This is a genomic window from uncultured Campylobacter sp. (genome assembly GCF_938039245.1).
Taxonomy (GTDB): domain Bacteria; phylum Campylobacterota; class Campylobacteria; order Campylobacterales; family Campylobacteraceae; genus Campylobacter_A.
The window spans coordinates 1-20,474 of sequence record NZ_CALHVN010000044.1 but is presented as its reverse complement, the minus strand read 5'-3'; the positions used below and the strand labels follow the sequence as shown (position 1 = coordinate 20,474).

General features: G+C 45.6%; 17 protein-coding genes. 12 read left to right on the top strand and 5 right to left on the bottom strand.

Annotated elements, in window-relative coordinates:
* From Q0218_RS08365 to murJ, 4 genes are read right to left on the bottom strand one after another with little or no spacing between them, the layout of a single operon-like run.
* Complete coding sequence (locus tag Q0218_RS08365) at positions 1-1,074, bottom strand: quinone-dependent dihydroorotate dehydrogenase (RefSeq protein WP_297968599.1); 1,074 nt, start codon at positions 1,072-1,074, stop codon at positions 1-3.
* A 41-nt stretch (positions 1,075-1,115) separates the two neighbouring features.
* A complete protein-coding gene (locus Q0218_RS08360; RefSeq protein WP_297968662.1) occupies positions 1,116-2,840 on the bottom strand; it encodes an ABC transporter ATP-binding protein in 1,725 nt (574 codons plus the stop codon).
* The gene (gene cysS, locus Q0218_RS08355) at positions 2,837-4,225 is read right to left on the bottom strand and encodes a cysteine--tRNA ligase (protein ID WP_297968597.1); all 1,389 of its coding nucleotides are present in this window, start codon (positions 4,223-4,225) and stop codon (positions 2,837-2,839) included. The genes Q0218_RS08360 and cysS overlap by 4 nt, the downstream gene beginning before the upstream one ends.
* Positions 4,212-5,612 (bottom strand): murein biosynthesis integral membrane protein MurJ, encoded by a 1,401-nt coding sequence (gene murJ, locus Q0218_RS08350; RefSeq protein ID WP_297968594.1) that lies wholly within the window; start codon positions 5,610-5,612, stop codon positions 4,212-4,214. Before murJ ends, cysS begins: the two co-directional genes overlap by 14 nt.
* A 110-nt stretch (positions 5,613-5,722) precedes the next feature.
* On the opposite strand from murJ, the gene Q0218_RS08345 reads away from it, so the two are divergent.
* Genes Q0218_RS08345 through Q0218_RS08315 form a run of 7 tightly spaced genes read left to right on the top strand, consistent with a single transcriptional unit; the run spans position 5,723 to position 12,632 of the window.
* A complete protein-coding gene (locus Q0218_RS08345) occupies positions 5,723-7,636 on the top strand; it encodes a flagellar assembly protein A (RefSeq protein ID WP_297968591.1) in 1,914 nt (637 codons plus the stop codon).
* A gap of 2 nt (positions 7,637-7,638) precedes the next feature.
* Positions 7,639-8,775, top strand: coding sequence for an ABC transporter permease (locus tag Q0218_RS08340; RefSeq protein WP_297968588.1), 1,137 nt, complete (start codon positions 7,639-7,641; stop codon positions 8,773-8,775).
* Positions 8,776-9,519, top strand: a complete 744-nt coding sequence (locus tag Q0218_RS08335) for an ATP-binding cassette domain-containing protein (protein ID WP_297968586.1) — start codon at positions 8,776-8,778, stop codon at positions 9,517-9,519.
* The gene (locus Q0218_RS08330; RefSeq protein WP_297968584.1) at positions 9,509-10,441 is read left to right on the top strand and encodes an MlaD family protein; all 933 of its coding nucleotides are present in this window, start codon (positions 9,509-9,511) and stop codon (positions 10,439-10,441) included. Before Q0218_RS08335 ends, Q0218_RS08330 begins: the two co-directional genes overlap by 11 nt.
* Complete coding sequence (locus Q0218_RS08325) at positions 10,438-11,001, top strand: hypothetical protein (protein ID WP_297968581.1); 564 nt, start codon at positions 10,438-10,440, stop codon at positions 10,999-11,001. Before Q0218_RS08330 ends, Q0218_RS08325 begins: the two co-directional genes overlap by 4 nt.
* Before the next feature lie 28 nt (positions 11,002-11,029).
* Complete coding sequence (gene ruvA / locus Q0218_RS08320; RefSeq protein WP_297968578.1) at positions 11,030-11,584, top strand: Holliday junction branch migration protein RuvA; 555 nt, start codon at positions 11,030-11,032, stop codon at positions 11,582-11,584.
* 13 nt (positions 11,585-11,597) lie between these two features.
* Positions 11,598-12,632, top strand: coding sequence for a D-alanine--D-alanine ligase (locus Q0218_RS08315; RefSeq protein ID WP_297968575.1), 1,035 nt, complete (start codon positions 11,598-11,600; stop codon positions 12,630-12,632).
* Positions 12,633-12,769: 137 nt separating this feature from the next.
* Here Q0218_RS08315 and Q0218_RS08310 read toward each other — a convergent pair whose 3' ends face one another.
* Complete coding sequence (locus tag Q0218_RS08310) at positions 12,770-13,420, bottom strand: type II secretion system protein (protein ID WP_297968571.1); 651 nt, start codon at positions 13,418-13,420, stop codon at positions 12,770-12,772.
* A gap of 114 nt (positions 13,421-13,534) precedes the next feature.
* Between Q0218_RS08310 and Q0218_RS08305 the strand changes: the two genes are divergently transcribed.
* The 5 genes from Q0218_RS08305 to Q0218_RS08285 all read left to right on the top strand — a co-directional run bounded on the left by Q0218_RS08305 (position 13,535) and on the right by Q0218_RS08285 (position 19,920).
* Positions 13,535-13,765, top strand: coding sequence for a type II toxin-antitoxin system Phd/YefM family antitoxin (locus tag Q0218_RS08305; protein ID WP_002947827.1), 231 nt, complete (start codon positions 13,535-13,537; stop codon positions 13,763-13,765).
* Entirely contained in the window at positions 13,765-14,934 is a 1,170-nt protein-coding gene (locus tag Q0218_RS08300) for an alpha/beta hydrolase (RefSeq protein WP_297968569.1), read from the top strand. The genes Q0218_RS08305 and Q0218_RS08300 overlap by 1 nt, the downstream gene beginning before the upstream one ends.
* Before the next feature lie 275 nt (positions 14,935-15,209).
* A complete protein-coding gene (gene murF / locus Q0218_RS08295; RefSeq protein WP_297968567.1) occupies positions 15,210-16,646 on the top strand; it encodes a UDP-N-acetylmuramoyl-tripeptide--D-alanyl-D-alanine ligase in 1,437 nt (478 codons plus the stop codon).
* A gap of 468 nt (positions 16,647-17,114) precedes the next feature.
* Positions 17,115-18,200: a glycoside hydrolase family 3 N-terminal domain-containing protein gene (locus tag Q0218_RS08290; protein WP_297968565.1), complete on the top strand. Its 1,086-nt coding sequence runs from the start codon at positions 17,115-17,117 to the stop codon at positions 18,198-18,200.
* A 400-nt stretch (positions 18,201-18,600) separates the two neighbouring features.
* Positions 18,601-19,920 carry an amidohydrolase gene (locus tag Q0218_RS08285; RefSeq protein WP_297968562.1) on the top strand — a complete coding sequence of 440 codons (1,320 nt, stop codon included), beginning with the start codon at positions 18,601-18,603 and terminating at the stop codon, positions 19,918-19,920.
* Positions 19,921-20,474 lie beyond the last annotated feature (554 nt).

Below are 20,474 nucleotides of genomic sequence, written 5' to 3'. Positions count from 1 at the left end.
TTAAATTTTGTTTTTTATATCGCAGCCCACCGCTTCGCTAATCGAGGCGAAATTATCCTCTTTTAAAAGCTTTAAAATACCTTCGTTTATCTGTTTTGCGACGTTTGGGCCTTTAAATATAAAGGAGGTGTAAATTTGAACCAAATTTGCGCCCGATTTTATGCGTGCGTATGCCTCCTCGGCGCTGTCTATGCCGCCGCTTGCGATCAAAACCGTCTTACCGTAAAGCTCGCTAGCAACCGCGCTAAAAAGCTCGCGCGAGCGCTTGGCGATGACCTTGCCGCTTAGCCCGCCGAAATTTTGTAAATTCGCAGATTTTGATAGCGAATAATCAATGCTCGTATTATTTACGATGACGCCTTTTGCGCCGCTTTCTACGGCCGTTTTGCAGATCTGCACGGCCTTATTGTCGTCCATATCGGGCGCGATTTTAAAGATTATCGGCTTTTTTGCGATCGGCGATAGGCGCGCAAATAGATCTTTTATAAAGCTTTCTTCTTGTAGTTCGCGTAGGTTTGGGGTGTTTGGCGATGAGACGTTGATGACGAAGCAGTCGCAAATTTCGTTAAATTTAGCGACTAAAATTTCATAGTCTTTTATGGCTTCTTCATTAGGAGTGATTTTGTTTTTACCGATGTTGGCAAAAAGCGGTATCGCAAACGGATAGAGCTTGCCTACGCGCGCGCCAAGGGCGTCTGCGCCCTCGTTGTTAAAGCCCATCGCGTTTTGTATGCTCTCTTCTTCGATGAGGCGAAAAAGGCGCGGTTTTGCGTTGCCCTCTTGCGGTTTTGGCGTCACGGTGCCAAACTCCACGTGCCCAAACCCGAGCGCGGCTAGCGGGCGTAGCATGGTGGCGTTTTTGTCAAAGCCGCCGGCGATTCCTACGGGATTTAAAAAGCTAGTTCCGAGCAAATTTTGCGAAAGAGCCGCGTCCGTGACGACGCAGTTTTTGGCGGCGATGTTATAAAGGCCCGGAAATACGCAGTCTGAGATACTTAGCGTTTTTTCTACGATTTTGTGAGCGGTTTCGGGGTCAAATTTAAAAAATATGGATTTTAGCGTTTCGTAATTCAAATTTTATCCTTAAATTTTGAGCGATTTTATCAAATTTAGGCTTAAACAAGGGCTTCGCCTTTTAGTTTCGCGTAAATTTCGCAGCTCTTGCTAAGCGCCTCGTCGGTATCAAAACCGACCACTTTTCCGCCGCTGATAACGGCTATTTTATCTGCATTTTGCACCGTGCTTAGGCGGTGTGCGATGATAAATATTATCTTTTCTTTTTGTAAATTCGCGATAGCTTTAGTTATTTGCTGCTCGCTTTCGTTATCCAGAGCGCTCGTGGCCTCGTCAAATATCAAAATCTGCGGATCGTCGTAGAGCGCACGGGCGATGGCGATACGCTGGCGCTGGCCGCCCGAGAGATTGGTGCCGAATTCATTTAAAACGGTCTGCGCGCCCTGGGGTAAATTTGACACGAAATCATACGCATTTGCCGTTTTTAGCGCGAGTTCGACCTTGGCTTCGTCGTATTCGCGGCCGTAGGCGACGTTGTTTGCGACCGTGTCGTTAAAGATATAGACTCGCTGGGTCACTAGGCCGATATTTTGTCTAAGCGAACCGAGATCAAAATTTTTGATATTTTCGCCGTTTATCTCGATCGCTCCGCCGTTTGCGTCGTAAAATCTCATGAGCAAATTTACAATCGAGCTTTTTCCGCCGCCGCTACTACCCACAAGCGCTACGGTTTGGGACTTGCTCGCGCTTAGATTTATGCCTTTTAGCACCTCTTTATCGTCGTAGTTTAGTCTGACGTCTTTAAAATTTATCAAATTTATTTCAGCCGGCACGGGTTTGTCGCCGCTTAAAATTTGAGGCTCTTTATCAAGGAGCTCAAAGGTTCGCTCTGCCGCGACCACAGCGTCTTGCATCTTGTTATAAAGGCCTGAAATGCGCTTAATAGGCGTATAAAGCATAAAAAGAGCGGTTAGGAAAGAAAAGAAGCTTCCCATCGTCAAATTTCCGTCTATGACCTCTTTGCCGCCGATGATGACGACCGCCGCGACGCCCACGGAGCCGAAAATCTCCATCATCGGACTTACCATCTCGTTTACTTTTACGCTTTTTAAATTTAGATTGAAAAATTTAGCGTTTTCGTCGGTAAATTTGGCGTGCTCAAACTCCTGCGCGTTGTTTGCTTTAATGATTTCGATATTGGTAAAAATTTCGCTCAGCTTTGAGCTGATGTCGGAGGTCTTTTCCTGCGAGGCGCGGGAGATTTTTTTCATCTTTTTTGCGAGTCTTGAGAGCGGATAGACTGCTGCAGGCATGATAACTAGCGCAAAAAACGCAAGCTGCAAGCTCTGATAAAGCACGACGCAAAGCAGTCCCGCGATCGTGATAGCCTCGCGGATGAGTTCGGGGATCATGGAGCTAACGATGCTTCTGATGCGGTCGATGTCGTTGATATTTCGACTGATTAGCTCGCCCGTGCGGTAATCGTTAAAAAACTTCATATCCAAATTTAGCAGGTTTTTTAGCAACTTCTCTCGAAATCTCCTCACGATATCCTGCCCGATATATGCCGTAAAATAGGCCTGCAAAAACGTGCCAAGCCCCTTTAAAAAGTAAATCGCGATGATAGCGTAGGGCAAAAGATAAAGCAGGTCTTTGTTTTTTTCGATGAAAATTTTATTTAGCACCGGCTCGATCACCCACGCCGACGCCGCAGTGCCGCCGCTAGCCATCAGCATGCCGGCGATGGCGATGATAAAATACGAAATATAATCCCTAAAATATGGCGCAAACCGCCGCAAGACCTCTTTTAGGCTCATCTGCTTCATATCTTTTCCCACATGCAGCCGTTTGGAGTATCCATGAGGCTGATGCCGTTTGCGGCTAGCATATCGCGGATTTTATCCGATAGCTCGTAGTTTTTGGCTTTTTTGGCTTCGTTTCTTTGATTTATCAGATCTTCGATGTAGGCTCGCTTTTCGTCGCTCACGCCAAACTGAAAATACTCAAACACGTCCACTTGCAAGATACCTAGCACGCGCGCTATCAGCTCCAAATTTGCCGCGATTTCGCCTTTTTTGGCTTTGTCTTTAGGGTTTGCGTCTAGCTCGTCGTTTGCGCTGCGGACGAACTCGTCTACGCTAGCAAGCGCCTTTGAGGTGTTTAGATCGTCCCCCATCGCAGACATAAACTCGCTCTTAAATTTCTCGTTCGCGCTCAAATTTGCCGCCGCGCCAAGAACCCGTTTTTTTAGGCGGTAAATTTTATCTAAGCGCTTTTTTGCCGCGTTTAGATCGTCTTCGCTAAAGTTAAAATTCGCTCTGTAGTGGCTAGAGATCAGATAAAATCTCACCGCTTCGCCCAAATTTCGCTCTAGCGCGTCTTTAACGAAAAAGCTATTTCCTAGGCTCTTGCTCATTTTTTCGTTATTTACTTGGATAAAGCCGTTGTGTAGCCAGTATTTAGCCAGGCTTTTATGCTCGGCGCAGCGACACTGCGCGGCCTCGTTTTCGTGGTGAGGAAATAGCAAATCAAGCCCGCCCGCGTGGATATCTATCTCAAATTTTTCGCCGCTGCTTAGGTGCTTTTTTATCATCGCGACGCACTCGGTGTGCCAGCCGGGTCGCCCACGGCCAAACGGACTTTCGTACCATTTCTCGTCAAATTTCCATAGCACGAAGTCTTTTTCGTCCTTTTTTTCGTCGTTACTAGCCACGCGAGCGACGTTTGCTTCGGTGTCAAATTTACCGCTAAGGCTCAGATACTGCGCGTCTTTTGCCGTATCAAAGTATATGCCGTCGCCCTCGATCTCGTAAGCAAAGCCGTTTTTTAGCAAAATTTCGATGTACTCTGTCATCTCTTTTAGCGTCTGCGTCGCCTTTGGCTTGACGTCTGGCTCAAGCACGTTAAGCGCGCCCATATCGCGCTCGTAGCTTGCGATGTATCTATCCGTGATCGCTTCTAAACTCTCGCCGCTCTCAGCCATTTTCTTTAAAATTTTATCGTCGATATCGGTGTAGTTTCGCACGAATTTGACCTTGTAGCCAAGCTCGCTTAGCGTGCGTCTAAGCAAATCAAAGCTAATCGCGCTTTTAGCGTGTCCCAAATGCGCATCGTCATAAACCGTCGGCCCGCAGACGTAAATGCGTACAAAGTCGCTTTTTACGGGCTCAAATTCTACTTTTTTTTTCTTTACGCTATCAAAAATTTGCATCTAAAAATTTCCTTAAAAATATCAAAATTACCGCCTCTAAAGCCAGAACCGCGCTTAAAAGCGTTAATTTTTTAGGCTCGATTATAGCTAAAAATTTCCTTATCCCAAAAAATTTGACGTTTAAAGCCAGCGTCAAAAACCCGCCCAGCGAGCTAGCAAGTGCTAGTCCGAACGCACCGTAAATTTGCATCAAAGCAACGGCTAAAACGAGGTTAAAAGCAAGCGTGATAACGGCGATTTTGGAGGCTAGCTTTTGCTGTAAATGTGCATAAAGCCAAAGCGAAAAAAGTTTAGCAAGTCCAAATGGCAAAAGTCCGATCATGTAGGCGGCCAAAACGCTCGCGGTCGCCGCCGTATCGGATGCCGTGAAGCTTCCGCGTTCAAAAAGCAGCTTGATGATAGGCTGGGCCAAAACGATGCCGCCGATGGCCGCCGCAAAGAGCAAAAAATATAAAATTTCAAAGCTTTTTCGCATCCATTTTAGAGCTTCGGCTTCGCTCCCTGCCTTGATCTGGCGCGTGATTTTGGGAAAAAGCGCGGTTGAGAGCGCGATCGCAAATATCGCTAAAGGCAGCTGAAAAATACGGTTGGCATAGAAAAGATAGCTGATCGATCCAGCCGCCAAAAACGACGCCAGCCACGTATCCATAAACGAGCTTAGCTGCATCGCGGACGATCCGACTAGACCGTGAAAAAAGTTGCTAAAAAATCCTTTCGTATCGGCTCTTTTGCCGCGAGCAAATTTAACTAGGCCGCCGAAAAAGAGCTTTGAGATGCCGTTAAATTTAAGCGCGATAAGGTGCGCGATGAGCTGCAAAACGCCGCCTACCACGACGCCAAAACTCAAATAATAAGCCGCGACCTTAGGCTCCTGTCCGCGAGCTAAAACTAAAGAGCCGATCATGGCTAAATTTAGCAAAGCGGTCGAAAACGCCGTCGTTGCAAAGTGCCCGCGATACTGCAAAAGCGAGGCTAAAAAAGTAACGGCAAAGATGAGCGCTAGGTAGTAGAAGTTGATTTTTACGAGCGGGACGGCTTCGTTTATGTCGCCGGGCGCTAGGCCCGTGGCGATAACGGAGGTAAAAAACGGAGCGAATAAATTTACCAAAAGCGTGAGAATGCCGATAAAGGCTAGAAATCTAAGAAAAATCTCGGCGCTAAAGAGCGATTTTTTATTTGATTTAGTAAAATTTGGCAAAAAAGCGTTGGCAAAGGCCCCCTCGCCAAAGATACGGCGCAATAAATTGGGTATCTTAAACGCGATAAAAAATATATCGCTATAAATGCCCGCGCCCAAAGTAGAAGCCGTGAGCAAGTCGCGCACGAGCCCTAAAACTCGCGAAACCATGATGCCGATGCTGTTTGAAAAAAAGCCCTTGATAAACACGAAAATCCTAGTAAATTTTTAGCGCAATGATAGGCAAATTTAGTTTTAAAAGACGTAAAATCAAGAGTTTTTAATGAAATTTTAGAGATAATCGACCGAAAATCAAAAAATTGCGAGAGTATCACGTGCCAGAAAACCAAAACGCGCAAACGTACCTTGAAGACATCGAGATAGAAACGCCAAGCCCGTACGGCGAGGTGCTAAATCTAGTTAGAAAGTACGGAGTGGATAATAAATTTATAGATTTTGAAATTTTAGACTTTAAAACCGAGTGCAAAATAGTCGGAGAAAAATCGCCAAGAATGCTAGCCCAAAGCAAGCTGGGCGTCTTTGACGACGATAAATTTTACGTAGAAAAGGTAGAGAGCCTAAAGCAAATTTATAGAGTCAAATTTTACGACCTTAGACGCGCTAAGCCCATCGTGCTGCCTAGCATAGCTATAAACGCCAATAAAAATTTAACCAAAATCCTAGCTACCGTTTCGCGCGGAGGAGACGCCGTTTATTTCGAGGAACTGGGCAAAAAGATGGTTGATTTCATCTATAAAAAAATGATAAAAGTAGGCATCCTAATCGGTATCAGAGATAAAACGATGCATGAGGAGATAGCCAAAATTACATCTGCGCTAAGAGTGAAGGAATATCTGGACAAAGACTACGTTTTTACGGTGACGCAGGGCGTAGAGGCTAAACCCTCGGTGGATGACGATTTGATATTTTATTATAAAAGCAAGATAAAAAACGCGGACGAAAACGGCAAAATCGATCACGCAAACAGAGGCTATCTGCTAGGAGCGATAGAAAACGAGCTGATAATAGAATATATAAAAGCCAAAGACGGTTCTAGCGGCCGCGACGTGCGCGGAAACCTCCTAGCTATCCAAAAAGCCAAAACGACGATAACTAAAATGCCGCAAATCACCGAAAACATCTATTGCGCCGAGGATGAGACGGGTATAAGATATTTTTGTAAAAAGGCTGGCTACGTTTACGAAAAAAACGGAGTCTTTGATATCAAAGACGAGCTAGACGTAAATGAAATTTCTTTTAAAACCACCGGTTCTGTAGATGCGGGGCTAGATACCAGCGTCACGCTAAACGTAAAAGAGCGAGATATAAATAAAGACGCCATAGGCACGGGCATGACCGTTGAGGCCAATGAAGTAAATATCGAAGGAAACGTCGCCGCAAACGCCGTCGTAAAGGCAAATAAAGTATCTATAGGCGGACAAACCCACGCAAAATCTCTAATCGAAGCCAAAGAAGCGAAAATAGCCGTGCATATCGGTAGCTTTGAGGGAGACAGCGTCGATATAGACCGTTTAGAAGGCGGCAGGGTAAAAGCTAAAATCGCTCGCATAAAGTCGGTTCTAGGCGGAGAGATAATCGCAGAAAGCGTAATCATCGACACTCTAGCGTCAAATGCGAAAATAATCGTAGCAGATAGCGTGGAGATAAAAAGGCTAAAAGGCGTAAATAATAAAATTTTAGTAGATTTTAGCATGGTAAAAAACTCGGGCGAAAAGATAAATGAAGCTACGGCGAAGATAAAAATCATAAGAGAACAAATCGCTAAAATGCCGCGAATCCTAGAGTCCAAAAGATGCGTCATAGAGGAAAACAAAGGCCCGATAAACGTCATCAAAGCTAAGATCGAGGAGCTAAAAAACTCAAGCATTACGCCGCCGGCTACTTTTATAAAGAAGCTAAAAGAATATCAGCAGCTAGTGCACGAGTACAACGCGCTTTTAAAGGATTTTAGAGAAAAAAAAGATATGATCGCCGAGCTAAAAGAGGAGATAGTAGGAATACAAGAGGGGATTTTTAACTCCAAAGTGATAAATCACGATAAGTGGCGCGAATTTAACGAGGTTAAATTTAGGCTCGTAGATCCAGCTCGCGATATAACCTACAACACCAGAGAAAATGAGATCGCCCGCGTGCTAAAGATCGCAAAGGTTCAAACCGAGGAGGGCGATATAGACTACGTTATCAAGAAAAATAACAACCTAAGAAAGGTCTAAATTTGCCTTTTTCTTTAAAATTTAAGAGTAAATTTTTTGAGTGCGAGCAAGAGGGCGAAGCGCTAAAGATAAACCTAAAAAACGACTGGAATTACAAGCTGCCAGCTAAAATTTGGAAGGCTACGCAAAATCTACTTAGCTCGAATAAATTTAGCAAAATCGTCTTAAATTTTAAAGACGTCAAAGAGTTTGACTATGCCGCGGCTCTATTTTTAAAAAATACATTACAAAATGCGCGTAAAAGCTATGAGCTTATAAATTTAACCCCGCACGCGCAAAAGATTTTTGATTCGATAAATAGCGAAGTAAATCCCAAAATAAAACAGATCATAAACTCCAAACCGCGCGGAAATCCGCTTTCTCAAATCGGCAAAAATTTAACCGCGTTTTTTGCGGGATTTTGCGCATTTTTAAATTTTATGGGCGAGTTTTTGGTTAAATTTAGCAATATATTCATGCTAAAAAATATCCGCGTAAAGGAAATTTTGGCTTATTTTGAGGATGCGGGGATAAAGTCCGTTTTTATCGTGTGCCTCACCTCTTTTCTCATCGGTATAGTGCTAGCTTATCAGGGTTCAAGCCTGCTTGCGAGTTTTGGCGCTACGATAATAATCGTCGAGATGATGGGGCTTTTGACCCTGCGCGAGATAGCTCCGCTCATCGCCGCTATCATCGTGGCGGGGCGTCTGGCGTCTAGCTTTACCGCGCAAATCGGCGTTATGAAAATTACCGAAGAGATCGACGCGATGAAAACGATGGGATTTGATCCGTTTAAATTTCTCGTTCTGCCGCGCGTGATAGCTCTCATCATAGCCATGCCTCTTATCGTGTTTTTAGCCGACGTATCGGGGATACTAGGCGAGATGGTCGTGATGGAAAACTACCTAAACATCAGCTTTGATAGCTATCTAGCGAGATTTGGCCAAGAGGTGGAGATCAAGCATCTTTACGTCGGGCTTTTTAAGGCTCCGTTTTTTGGCGTCGTGATCGCGTTTATCGGCTGCATGAGAGGCTTTCAGATCGGCGGAAATACTCAAAGCGTGGGCACATATACGACCGTGAGCGTGGTGAATGCGATATTTGGCGTGATCATGGTGGACGCGCTGTTTTCGATTATTTTCACGCAGCTAGGCATATAAATGATAATAAAAGCGACTGATTTAACTACGAAATTCGGCGACCGAGTGATCCACGACGGGCTAAATTTTCACGTAAACGAGGCTGAAATTTACGGTCTACTGGGCGGTAGCGGCACGGGTAAATCGACGTTGATGAAAACGATGATATATCTAAAAAAGCCAAGCGCGGGCAAGATCGAGATGCTAGGGCGCGATCTGTGGTCGTTAGACGAAGCAGCCAGGCAGGAGATAAAGCTTGCTTGCAGCGTGATGTTTCAGTTCGGCGCGCTTTATACCTCGATGAACGTACTGGAAAACATCTATATCCTGCTAAAAGAGTATAGCGGGATGAGTGAGCGCTCGATGCGCGAGATAGCGATGTTTTGGCTGCAAAAAGTAGGCCTTAGCGAAAACGTCGCTTTGCAGTACCCAAGCGAGCTAAGCGGCGGTATGAAAAAGCGCGTGGCTATGGCTAGGGCTCTGGTGCTAAGTCCTAAAATTCTGTTTTTAGACGAGCCAAACTCAGGCCTTGACCCAAGTAGCGCGCGGGCATTTGACGAGCTGGTGGTGGAGCTGCGAGATACGCTTGGCGTCACGGTAGTGATGGTGACGCACGATATAGACAGTATTTGCACGATTTTAGATAGGTTTTTGATACTTCAGGATAAAAAGATAGCCTTCGAGGGGACGTTTGAGCAGCTGATACAAATGCCCGAAAATCCGCTCGAAGAGCTTTTAAAAACAAGGAAAAACGGTGGGAAATAAAATAAATTATACTTTGATAGGCCTCTTTTTCGTGCTAGTAGTGAGCGCGCTAGGTATCGCGGCGTGGTGGCTAGGCGGATACGGGAAAAAGGCCGATGATTACAGGTCGTATTTCATCAAAACTACAAGCCTGCCAAGCGGCATAAAAAGGGACTCTACGGTCAAATTTATCGGCGTAGACGCTGGCAGCGTCAAGGATATCCGCTTTGCCGACGAAAAAGAAGCCCTTATCGAGCTTGAGCTCTCCGTGAGAAAAGACCTGCCTATCAAAAAAGACAGTACCGCTTCTGCCCAGATACAAGGAATAACCGGCATCGGCTACCTAAATATCTCTAGAGGAAGCGCAAACAGTCCGCTTTTTAGTAAAAACGAAAAGGCCTACATCGGGCTTGAGGCCGGTTTTTTCGACAAAATCGGCGACAGAGCCGAGTACTTGACGCAAAATTTAGAAATGACTTTTAAAAATATCAATAAATTTTTAAGCGACGAAAACGCGGCTAAATTTTCGTCTATCCTGGTTTCGGTTGATGAAGCCGCTAAAAAGATAAACGCCGAAAATCTCGATATAAACGCGACTATCGCAAACGCAAACGAGGTTTTGGCAAATGCGAATTTGACTCTAAATGAGCTAAAAAAAGCGCTAAAAAACGCCTCGGGCACGCTTGAGTTCGTAAATTCGTTTACGACCAAGGCCGCAGACGCCGCGCAGGCGCTAAAAAATCTACAAACCGCGATAGCAGAAAAGATAAAAAGCGGCGAATACGACGTGAAAGATGCGCTAAATACGATTGGCGACGAGACGGAGAGGACGTTGCTTAGCTTCCAAAAGCTCATTTCTGATTTTAGAAATACCCTTTTTAGACTCGAGGACGACCCGTACGAATTTTTCTTTAAAGATACGCAGAAAAAGGACGAAAAATGAAAATTTTAAGTACGGTTTTAGCTCTGGCGGCGCTGTTTTTTAGCGGTTGTAGCGTTTTGGCAAAGCCTGCGCCCAGGACGAATTATTTTATGCTAGGCGGCGCGGAAGATCAATTTAAAGAGTGTGAAAACAAGCCGGAAAAAACCGTTTTCATCGAGGAGGTGCGGGTTTTTGGCGCGTATGAGAGCCGCGAAGTCCTGAAAATAGACGCAAACGGCGAGATCCGTCCGCTAAAAAATATCAAATTTTTAGCGCTCCCAAGCGAGATGGCGAGGCGAAATTTGATCATAGCCGCGAGCGATCAGTGCGCGTTTAAGCCCTCTTTTAAAAACGCGGACATCAGCGTAAAGTCAAATTTGCTAACTCTTCAAATCAAAGATCAAAAGGCGCAAATTTCGATGATGTTTAGCTTTTTTAAAGACGGCAAAGAGCTAAAAAGCGTCGTGCTAAGCTCGCAAAAAGACGCAGGCGCGGATGAGGGCGAAATCGCGATGAGGGCGCTAAACGCCGCTTTTAGCGAGGTTACTGATAAATTTTTGCAAGAATTAATCAAATTTTAGAGATAATCGCAAATTTTAAAGGAAAACGATGATAAAAGCGATCGAGGGCGTCATAACCAAAAAAGAGCCCGCAAATCTCATCTTAAAGACGGCCGGCGGCGTGAGCTACGGCGTGGCGATCTCGCTTTTTTGCTCGGCGAAACTCGAGCGAGGCCAGAGCGTGGAGCTAAACATCACGCAGATCATCCGCGAGGATGCGGACTTGCTTTACGGGTTTTTAGATAGTAACGAACAAAAGATGTTTGAGATGCTGATAAAACTAAGCGGTATCGGCGCGGCGACTGCGATGGCGGTGTGCTCTAGTCTAAATCCGAACGCATTTTTAAACGCGGTTAAAAGCGGAGATGCTGCGGCTCTGCAAACGGTGCCGGGTATCGGCGCAAAGACTGCTAGACGCATCATCGCCGAGCTTAGCGACGCAAAGATGACGATGGATGAAAATCTGCCTAGCCATCAGCACGAAGCGATCTTGGCCCTGGAGAGTCTTGGCTTTAAAAGAGAAAAGATAACCAAGGCGCTTAGCGAGTGCGACGCACAAAATACGGGCGAACTCATCAAACAAGCCCTAAAAAAACTAGCATAAAAAAGGAAAAAATATGAAATTTGCTGTGATATTTGGCGCAAAAAGCTACGAGCATGAGATCAGTATCGTAAGCGCCATAGCCCTAAAAAAGGTGCTAAAAAACGAGCCTTTGTTTATATTTTGCGATAAATTTAGAGAATTTTATTTGATAAACGGCGCCGATATGAAGGCGAATTTCTTTAGCTCTGGCAAGTATAAAAACGCCAAAAAGCTCACTCTAAAACAGGGCGGATTTTTCGCGGGCGGGCTGCTCGGCGAGAAAAAGGTCGAGGCAGACGCGTTTATAAATTTAGTCCACGGCATGGACGGTGAGGATGGCAAAATCGCAGCGCTGCTCGAGTTTTACGGCCTTAGCTACATCGGCCCTCGCGTGGAGGCTAGCGCGCTAAGCTACAACAAAGAGCTAACCAAACTACTCGCGCAAAAAGCCGGCGTAAAAACCCTAAACTACGAGGTTATAAGCAGGGAAAAGGCGCCTAGCCTACCGCTGCCCGTGATTCTAAAGCCGCTTCGCCTAGGAAGCTCGATAGGAGTTAGCGTGATAAAGGACGCTGGCGAGCTAGAATACGGCCTAGACGTGGCATACGAGTTTGACAAAGAGATCCTAGTAGAGCCCTTTATCGAGGGCGTTAAGGAGTACAATTTGGCAGGCTGCAAGGCAGACGGCGAGATCAAATTTTCCATCATCGAAGAGCCTAAAAAGAAAGAATTTCTAGACTATGAGCAAAAGTATATGAGCTTTTCAAACGAGAGCAGGGCGCGCGAGGCCGACATCGGCGCAGAGCTAGCCGCCAAGCTAAAACAAAGCTTTGAGCGCATCTACAACTGCGGCTTTGACGGGGCGCTGATACGCTGCGACTTTTTCGAGATAAACGGCGAAGTATATCTAAACGAGATCAATCCAAATCCGGGCAGTATGGCGAATTATCTATTTGACGACTTTGAGGGGACGCTGGAGCGACTCGCCGCAAGCTTGCCCAAAGAGCGCGAGATAAATATCGACTATAAATTTATCAACTCCATAACGTCGGCAAAAGGCAAATTGTAGAAAATTATGCTTTGCAGTTTTTGTGGTTCAAAATGTTTATAAAATTAGATGATCGTAGGGCTTTACGGAATTAGGACGCTTTTATTTTTAGACTTAGCGTCCTAAGGATGACGACGGTTTGACAAATCGCCAGTTTATCAATGAGGATAGAGTATGGAGTCCTCTATCTGGTTTATGAATGGTATCTCATACATATCAAACCCCGCATCTTTTGATTTATACTTTTTTTCTATTAGCGTCCTTAACTTGTCGCATACCCTGCTATCTCCGGGCTGTAGCGCTCCTTGTTCATTGTGGCGCCAGTTGTTGTTTATGATTACGCCGTATTTATCAGAATTAGACATGTAGCCCACAGTTAGTGCCACGCAATATTTTACGAAGTCGCCGTACATAGTTGCAACCTCTTTTGTCATAAACAGCCAAGACTTGGATCTGCGTCCGCTGCTGGGTGCAGGATCAAGGCCGTTATCTACGCCGTACTCTACGATAAAATGCGGTCGAGATATATCGTAACTTCTATCTGGACTATCGGGGGCAGCTATATTTTTAAATGCAAAGTCGGTCTTACCCGTAGACGCATAATAGTTTTGCACTTCGTCTACCACCTGATTTATGTTCGTAAACATCGTAACAGCCAAGGCATCATCTTTGCTAGCGTTTATCCTAGGTATAGCTATAGCAGCCAATACACCTAATATCACTATCACAAATATAAGCTCGATCATAGAAAATGCGCGCCTTGCGGTCTTATTGTCTTTGCATTTTTTTACTGTATAATATTTGTTCATTAATCTCTCCTGCTTAACTAAAAATCAACCAAATATAATACAATATGCTATTTTAATTTAAGTTTAAAGGATGATACGCTATATTTTACACAAAATTTTACGCAAAGAACATAAATGACTACTTTTAGCAAAGATGAAATTTACACGGCGACCGAAGTGGTGCGAAATTTTAGCGCCGTCTTAGGAAAGGTCGGTAAGGCGCAGATGAAGCGCGCCGTGATCGTTAAAAATAACAAATTTGAAGCCGTGCTGCTAAATATGGGCGAGTACGAGCGCCTATGCGAGGCCGTCGAGGTACTACAAAGCATATATGAGGCTAAAAAACGAGCCGGAAGCGGCGAATAATGGCGGTCAAAGAGGTAAAATACGGCGGTAAAATTTACCGCATCAGCTACGAAACCGTAAATCCAGCGCACAAGGACGTCGCGCTGTTTTTGCACGGCTGGGGTGCAAACAAAGAGATCATGAAAAAGGCTTTCGGCGCGTATTTTAAGGACTTTCGGCACGTTTACGTCGATATGCCGGGCTTTGGCGCGAGCAGTATGCACGGCGCGCTAGCGACGAAAGACTACGCAAAAATCATAAAATCCTTTTTAGACGAGCTTGGCGCAAGCCCCAAAATCATCTTCGGACATAGCTTCGGCGGCAAGGTCGCAACCCTGCTAAATCCCGAATATCTCGCGCTTTTAAGCTCGGCCGGCATCGTAGCTAAAAAGCCGCTTTGGGTGCGATTTAAGATCGCTTTGTTTAAGTTTTTAAAGCTGTTCGGTCTAGGGTTTTTATACAAATTTTTTGCCACGAAAGACGTAAAAGGCATGAGCAAAACGATGTACGAGACCCTAAAAAACGTCGTCGACGAGGACTTTAGCTCTAAATTTGCGGACTTTGGCGGCAAAGCGTTTATATTTTGGGGTGAGGAGGACAAGGCCACGCCTCTAAAAAGCGGCGAACGCGTAAGTCGCCTCATCAAAAACAGCGAATTTCACGCGCTAAAGGGCGATCATTTTTTCTTTTTACTCCACGCGCGCTACATCGACGGTGTAGTGAATGCGGGGCTAAATTTGATGGACTTGGATGATGAAAGCGGCATAGAGAGCGTGAAAATTTTAGGCCCGAAAAACCGTGAAAATTTGAGCGAGGAAGCCTGGTGCGCCGACGAAAACGGCGATCTTAAAAACGCTACCGAGCAAAATTTGACGGAATCTACCCAAGAGGCTTTGGAGCAAGAGGTCGCCATAAACACAAAAACCGTCTCTCAAAGCAGCCTTTTTGACGAGCGGTCGCAAGATAGTAGCCTTGCTGATCAAAACCCGCAGCTTGACGATGCAAACGCCAAAAACGGTCAAGTTTTTAAAGAAAATTTGTTTGACGGACACGAAACCGTGCAAAACCAATCAGAACCTAAAAGTAGCGTTTCAATCAGCGACGAACAAAATCAAATTTTGCCAAAAGATGAGCAAGACGCTCAAAAAAACCCAAAAAAGCCTGTGCAACAAACGTTTGATTTGAGCTAGCGCCTTAGATTACGATATCAGTATTAAATTTATGCAGGCTTGGCAGGCCTACATCAAATTTACGAGCTAAATTTAAGCCCAAAATCTGTAAAATCTCGGCTGATAAATATTTACATTTTACGGCACAAAAATAAAGCAGGGCGTTTAAATTTAGCTCTCAAATTTAACGGAAAAACTATCGAAATTTACGTCAAGCCTGCAAAAATAAACTGCAAAATGTCAAATTTGGCAAAAGCGGCAGGGAAAGCCCGCCTCAAACGAACCTAGGAGAAAAAATGAACGAAACCCTCATAAATATCGGCCTTGCCGCGACGCAGATTTTATTTACGTTTGCGCTGGGATTTTATCTCATCACCTGCCTTCAGTGGTTTTCCTACAAGTTTGAGCGCGTGCTGTTTCACTTCACTAGGCCGCTGTGGCACGTGTTTTTCCTTATCGTGCCGATCGTGCTTTTTTACGGGGCGGAGCGATTTTTTTGGATTTATTTTTACTTTGCACTGGTGCCAAGCCTAGCTCTTTGGCACAAAAAACTCGATAAAAAGCTGGTTTTTACGCCGCGAGTTAAGAGGTTTTTTGTTATCTTGGCGCTCGCCGTTATCGCTAGCTACGCCGTTTATATAGCGACGCAGTACCGCGTAAATTTAGGCGTCGTCCTGCCGCTCGTGCTCTCTTTTGCGCTTAGCTTTTTGCTGGAAAAGGCTAAATTTAAAGCCTACGAAAACAGCGCGCACAAAAAGCTAGCCTCGATGCCGGAGCTCAAAATCATCATGATAACTGCGAGTTTTGGCAAAACCAGTATAAAAAATTTCCTATTTGAGCTGCTTAAAAACGATTTCGTTTGCCGCAAAACACCTCGCAGCGTAAACACGCTAGCAGGCCTAATCCAAGACGTAAACAACGAGCTTGCTGTCGGTACGCAGATATATATCGCCGAGGCGGGCGCACGCCTAAAAGGCGACATTGCACAGATCACGGAGTTTTTGAGTCCGCAGATCGCCATCGTCGGCGAGATCGGCGCGCAGCATATCGAGTACTTTAAAACGCTTGAAAATATCCGCGCCACGAAGCTTGAGGCTCTTGGCTCAAAGCGCCTAGAAAAGGCTTTCGTGCACAGCAGCACGCAGGCAAACGAGGGCGAAAAGATAGAAATTTACGACAGAGATCTAAGCGACGTGGAGGCGAGCTTGGATGGAGTCAAATTTAAGCTTGGCGAGAGAGAATTTACTTCGCCGCTACTCGGTAAATTTAACGCCTCAAACCTAGCCGTCTGCGTCAAAACCGCGCTATATCTGGGGTTAGACGAGGCTAGGATCGCCTCCGCTCTTGCGCGTCTAAAAAACGTCGAGCATAGACTCGAGCGTATTGATGCCGGCGGTAAAACCATCATCGATGACGGCTTTAACGGTAACTTTAACGGCATGAGCGCGAGCTACGAACTAGTCGGTAGCTACGAGGGGCGCAAGGTGCTCGTGACGCCCGGCATCATGGAGAGCAGCGACGAAGAGAACGAAAAGCTAAGCAAGATCATCAACAAGACCTTTGACATCGTCATGCTAACAAGCTCGCTAAACGCCGTCGCGCTACTAAAGCACCTAAGCAGGCCAAAAGTCATCGTCATTAAGGACAAATCCAAGCTTCAAGAAGCCCTGGCGCAAAACACCAAAGCAGGCGATCTGATCCTTTTTTCAAACGACGCTCCGAGCTTTATGTAGGCGCATTTTCAGCCAAATTCGGCGCGCTGATTTTCATGTCAGGTATATATTTTCTGCGCGATAAGCGCAAATATAAATTTAACTGATAGCAAATCTTACTCGCCGCCAAATCAGCTCTTTTTATAAATTTGTCGTTTAAAGATATTTGCTCGGCCGTTATGCTGCGGATTAGACCGCAAGCGCCTTGGGGAGCAGATTTTTGCATAGCATAAATTTGCTCTCAGCTTATCCGCGCTACGTCGCAATAGTAAAATAAATAAAACAAAAACAAAATAAAAAGATTTTTAATATAAATTTTACTCTAAAATCTCAAATTTCCACAAATTACATACGAAAATATTTTATTAATGTTAGCCGGAATTTTACGGCAACCGACCCGCGAAAACTACAAGCTTGCGCCAAATCGCGCAAGAGTCCTCAAATTTATCTAAAATAGTGTAAAATCCGCAAAAATAAAAAAGGAAAAATATGAAAAAAATTATCGCCGCGCTTTTTTCGGCTCTGTTTTTGGCGGGTTTGCTGACTGTGCTAAACGCTGCCGATGCGCAAGCGCAAGAAAAACCGACGCTTCGCAAAATGATAGCCCAAATGATAATGGTCGGCTTCAACGGCTCTGATCCCAAAACCGCCAAAGAAGCCGTCTCGGAGGCCAAATATCAGCGTTTTGGTGGCGTGATACTGCTTGGTAAAAACATCTCGGATAAAAAAAATCTCACAGAGCTAACAAGCGCATTTAAAGAGGCGCAAGAGGGTATTTTTATCGCTATCGACGAGGAGGGCGGACGGGTCACGAGATTTAAGGATAAAGAAGGTTTTGAGACCTTTATTTCGGCGCAAAAAGTGGCAAAAACGCTCGATCTAGCCGCTGCTGGCGAGCTTTACGGCAAGATGGCGCAGCAGCTAAAAGACGTCGGCGTAAACGTAAATTTCGCTCCTGTGGTCGATGTGCTAAATCCAAAATCCGCCATCATCGGCTCGCGCGGCAGAGCTTTTAGTGCCGATATAGACGAGGTTTCTCTGTATGCGAGCGAGTTTATGAGAGCCTCGCAAGCTCGCGGCGTGATAGCTGTGATGAAGCACTTCCCCGGACACGGCAATGTCGAGGCCGACAGCCACACGGCAAAGGTCGTGATAGAAAATTTCGACTACGGCGAGCTTAAGCCGTATTTTGATGCAGTTCGCAAAAACGAAGCCAAGATGATAATGGTCGGCCACATCTACCTCATGCAGCGCGACGCTGAGCTGCCGGCCTCGCTTTCGCCGGCGATCATCGACGGCTTGCTACGCGGCGAGCTCAAATTTGACGGCGTAGTCATCAGCGACGACATGCTCATGGGCGGGCTAAAGGAATTTACGCTGCAAGAAAAGGTGATAAACTTTATCAACGCGGGCGGCGACGTGATGCTCTTTAGCGACTACAAGATAGACGGACGCAGAACTGCAGAGCTCGTCACGCAGCTAATAGTGGACGCGGTGGGCGCCAAGCAGATACCAAAAGAGCGTATCGAGGAAGCCTACGAGCGGATAATGAAGCTAAAAAATAGCATAAAATAGGCTGCTTGGAGGGCAAATTTGGGCTTTTGCGCGAAGTTTGTTTGCGGCTAGTCGGTCTGCGCGGCGACTAAAGTCAAATTTGCCTCTTTGTCTCGTTTTGTAAATTTGAGTTCAAATTAATTCGAACTCAAATTTAACGCCCCAAATTTTATTTTAAAACCGTTCCCCAAAATATAAATTTACCCCGCATTACCCGCACCGCTTTGGTGCAAATCGCCGCTTAAAAACCGGCTGAAATACCCCGCGGATAAAAAGCGAATTTACACCAAACAGGTCGGCTCGCGAAAAAATCAGCATTAAATTTATCATTATTGGGCTCAAATTTAAGCTTTTAAAATTAATCTTGGTGTATAATCTAGCCTTAAGAAAAATAATAAAATTTTAATTTTAAGGAGCAAAAATGGACGAGGTAGCAGCAAAAGTCGAAGTGCTAAAAGACGAAATGGTGAAAAATAGGCGGTTTTTTCACTCGCATCCCGAGACCGGATTTTTCACGTTTTTTACGACGGCAAAGATCGCTAGCGAGCTAAAAAAGCTCGGCTACAGCCTAAAAATGGGACGCGAGATAATGAAGCCGGAAGCCAGAGCAGGTCTTGGCAGCGAGAAAGATAAAGAGAAGTATCTCGAGCGCGCAAAAAGCCTGCTAAGCGCCGATGAGCGAGAGTTTTTGCCCGTGATGGAGGATGGGCTAACGGGCGTGGTGGCCGAGCTTGATACGGGTAGACCGGGCAAGACGCTTGCGTTTAGATTTGACATCGACGGCGTGGACGTGACCGAGAGCAAGGATGAGGCGCACAGACCGTTTAAAGAGGGCTTTAGAGCCGATATAGACGGCATCACGCACGCCTGCGGGCACGACGGGCACATCACGATCGGCCTAGCGATGGCTAAACTCATCGCGCAAAATTTGGACGACTTTAAGGGCAAATTTAGATTTATATTTCAAACCGCCGAGGAGGGCACCAGAGGCGCCGTGCCGATGGAGCAAGCAGGCGTGCTAGATGGCGTGGACTACCTGCTGGGCGGTCATATCGGCTTTCAAGCAAAGACTAGCGGCGGCATCATCTGCGGTACGAACAAGCTTCTTGCGACGTCGAAATTCGACGTAAATTTCACGGGTAGATCGGCTCATGCGGCGGGCGCTCCGCAAGAAGGCGCAAACGCCCTACTAGCCGCAGCCCAGGCGGCTCTAGCCATGCACGGTATCACGCGCCATGCTGACGGCGTCACGCGCATAAACGTGGGCGTTTTGCGAGCGGGCGAGGGGCGAAACGTCATCGCGCCAAACGGCTACATCGCCTGCGAAACGCGCGGCGAAACGACCGAGCTAAATGAATTTATGTTTAAAAAATGCATGGACATCGTCGCGGGCGTCGCGCAGATGTACGGCGTGCAGTACGACGTGAAGCTAACCGGCGGCACGAGCGGAGGCGATAGTAGCGAAGAGATCACCGATATCTACGAGCGCGCCGCGCGCCAGTCGCCTTTTATCAAAGACGAGCTCATCGTGCGGGATCTAAATTTCGGCGCTTGCGAGGACTTTGCGCATTTTATGCACGCCGTGCAAAAAGCAGGCGGCAAGAGCGGCTATCTGATGATCGGCACCAAGCTTGCCGCAGGGCATCACAACGGAGCGTTTGACTTTGACGAGAGCGCGCTACTATCTGGCACGGACGTGTTTTTACGCTCGGCGTACGCGATAAACGGCAAGGACGCGTGAGGCTAATTTTGAGTCAAATTTGACGAATTTGCGTCGCTTGCGGCGGGCTTTATCGGTTTTTATTCATCGATTGAGCCGGCCGGCGGCGTAGATTTGTCTGTTTCGGATTTTAAATTTTGATAAATTCGGCGGTTAAATTTGCTCGGCAGTCGGTCGTAAATTTGGCGGGTTGAATAGAGTCGTCGAAACTGTGCGGCGACAAGGCAAAAATTTAAGCAAAATATGCACAAAATCAGTTAAATTTGACTTTGCCAGATTTGGATTTATTTTTGCGTATAGTCAAGTGCGGAGTGTGATTTCACTCAAATTTGCCGATACCAAAACCGCAAATTTTAAAAACGCGGAAAAATAATTTTAAAAACGTTATAGCCTATTTTGTGATATAGTCATCTATAAAATTTTACAGCTGTTTTTAAGGCAAAATAAATAGTGAAAGTTTATTTGCCTTAATCTTAAAATATTATTTGAAGTCATTTACTATTTTAAAAAAACGTTTTAGATCGTTTTTTATATTTTCTTTATGACGATATGTACGAGATATATACATTGGATGA

Coding starts and splice junctions, on each gene's coding strand:
- Q0218_RS08290 (WP_297968565.1), top strand. CDS start 17,115: ATGAAAAAAATTATCGCCGCGCTTTTTTCGGCTCTGTTTTTGGCGGGT.
- Q0218_RS08335 (WP_297968586.1), top strand. CDS start 8,776: ATGATAATAAAAGCGACTGATTTAACTACGAAATTCGGCGACCGAGTG.
- Q0218_RS08310 (WP_297968571.1), bottom strand. CDS start 13,420: ATGAACAAATATTATACAGTAAAAAAATGCAAAGACAATAAGACCGCA.
- Q0218_RS08305 (WP_002947827.1), top strand. CDS start 13,535: ATGACTACTTTTAGCAAAGATGAAATTTACACGGCGACCGAAGTGGTG.
- ruvA (WP_297968578.1), top strand. CDS start 11,030: ATGATAAAAGCGATCGAGGGCGTCATAACCAAAAAAGAGCCCGCAAAT.
- Q0218_RS08360 (WP_297968662.1), bottom strand. CDS start 2,840: ATGAAGCAGATGAGCCTAAAAGAGGTCTTGCGGCGGTTTGCGCCATAT.
- cysS (WP_297968597.1), bottom strand. CDS start 4,225: ATGCAAATTTTTGATAGCGTAAAGAAAAAAAAAGTAGAATTTGAGCCC.
- Q0218_RS08325 (WP_297968581.1), top strand. CDS start 10,438: ATGAAAATTTTAAGTACGGTTTTAGCTCTGGCGGCGCTGTTTTTTAGC.
- murF (WP_297968567.1), top strand. CDS start 15,210: ATGAACGAAACCCTCATAAATATCGGCCTTGCCGCGACGCAGATTTTA.
- Q0218_RS08285 (WP_297968562.1), top strand. CDS start 18,601: ATGGACGAGGTAGCAGCAAAAGTCGAAGTGCTAAAAGACGAAATGGTG.
- Q0218_RS08300 (WP_297968569.1), top strand. CDS start 13,765: ATGGCGGTCAAAGAGGTAAAATACGGCGGTAAAATTTACCGCATCAGC.
- Q0218_RS08315 (WP_297968575.1), top strand. CDS start 11,598: ATGAAATTTGCTGTGATATTTGGCGCAAAAAGCTACGAGCATGAGATC.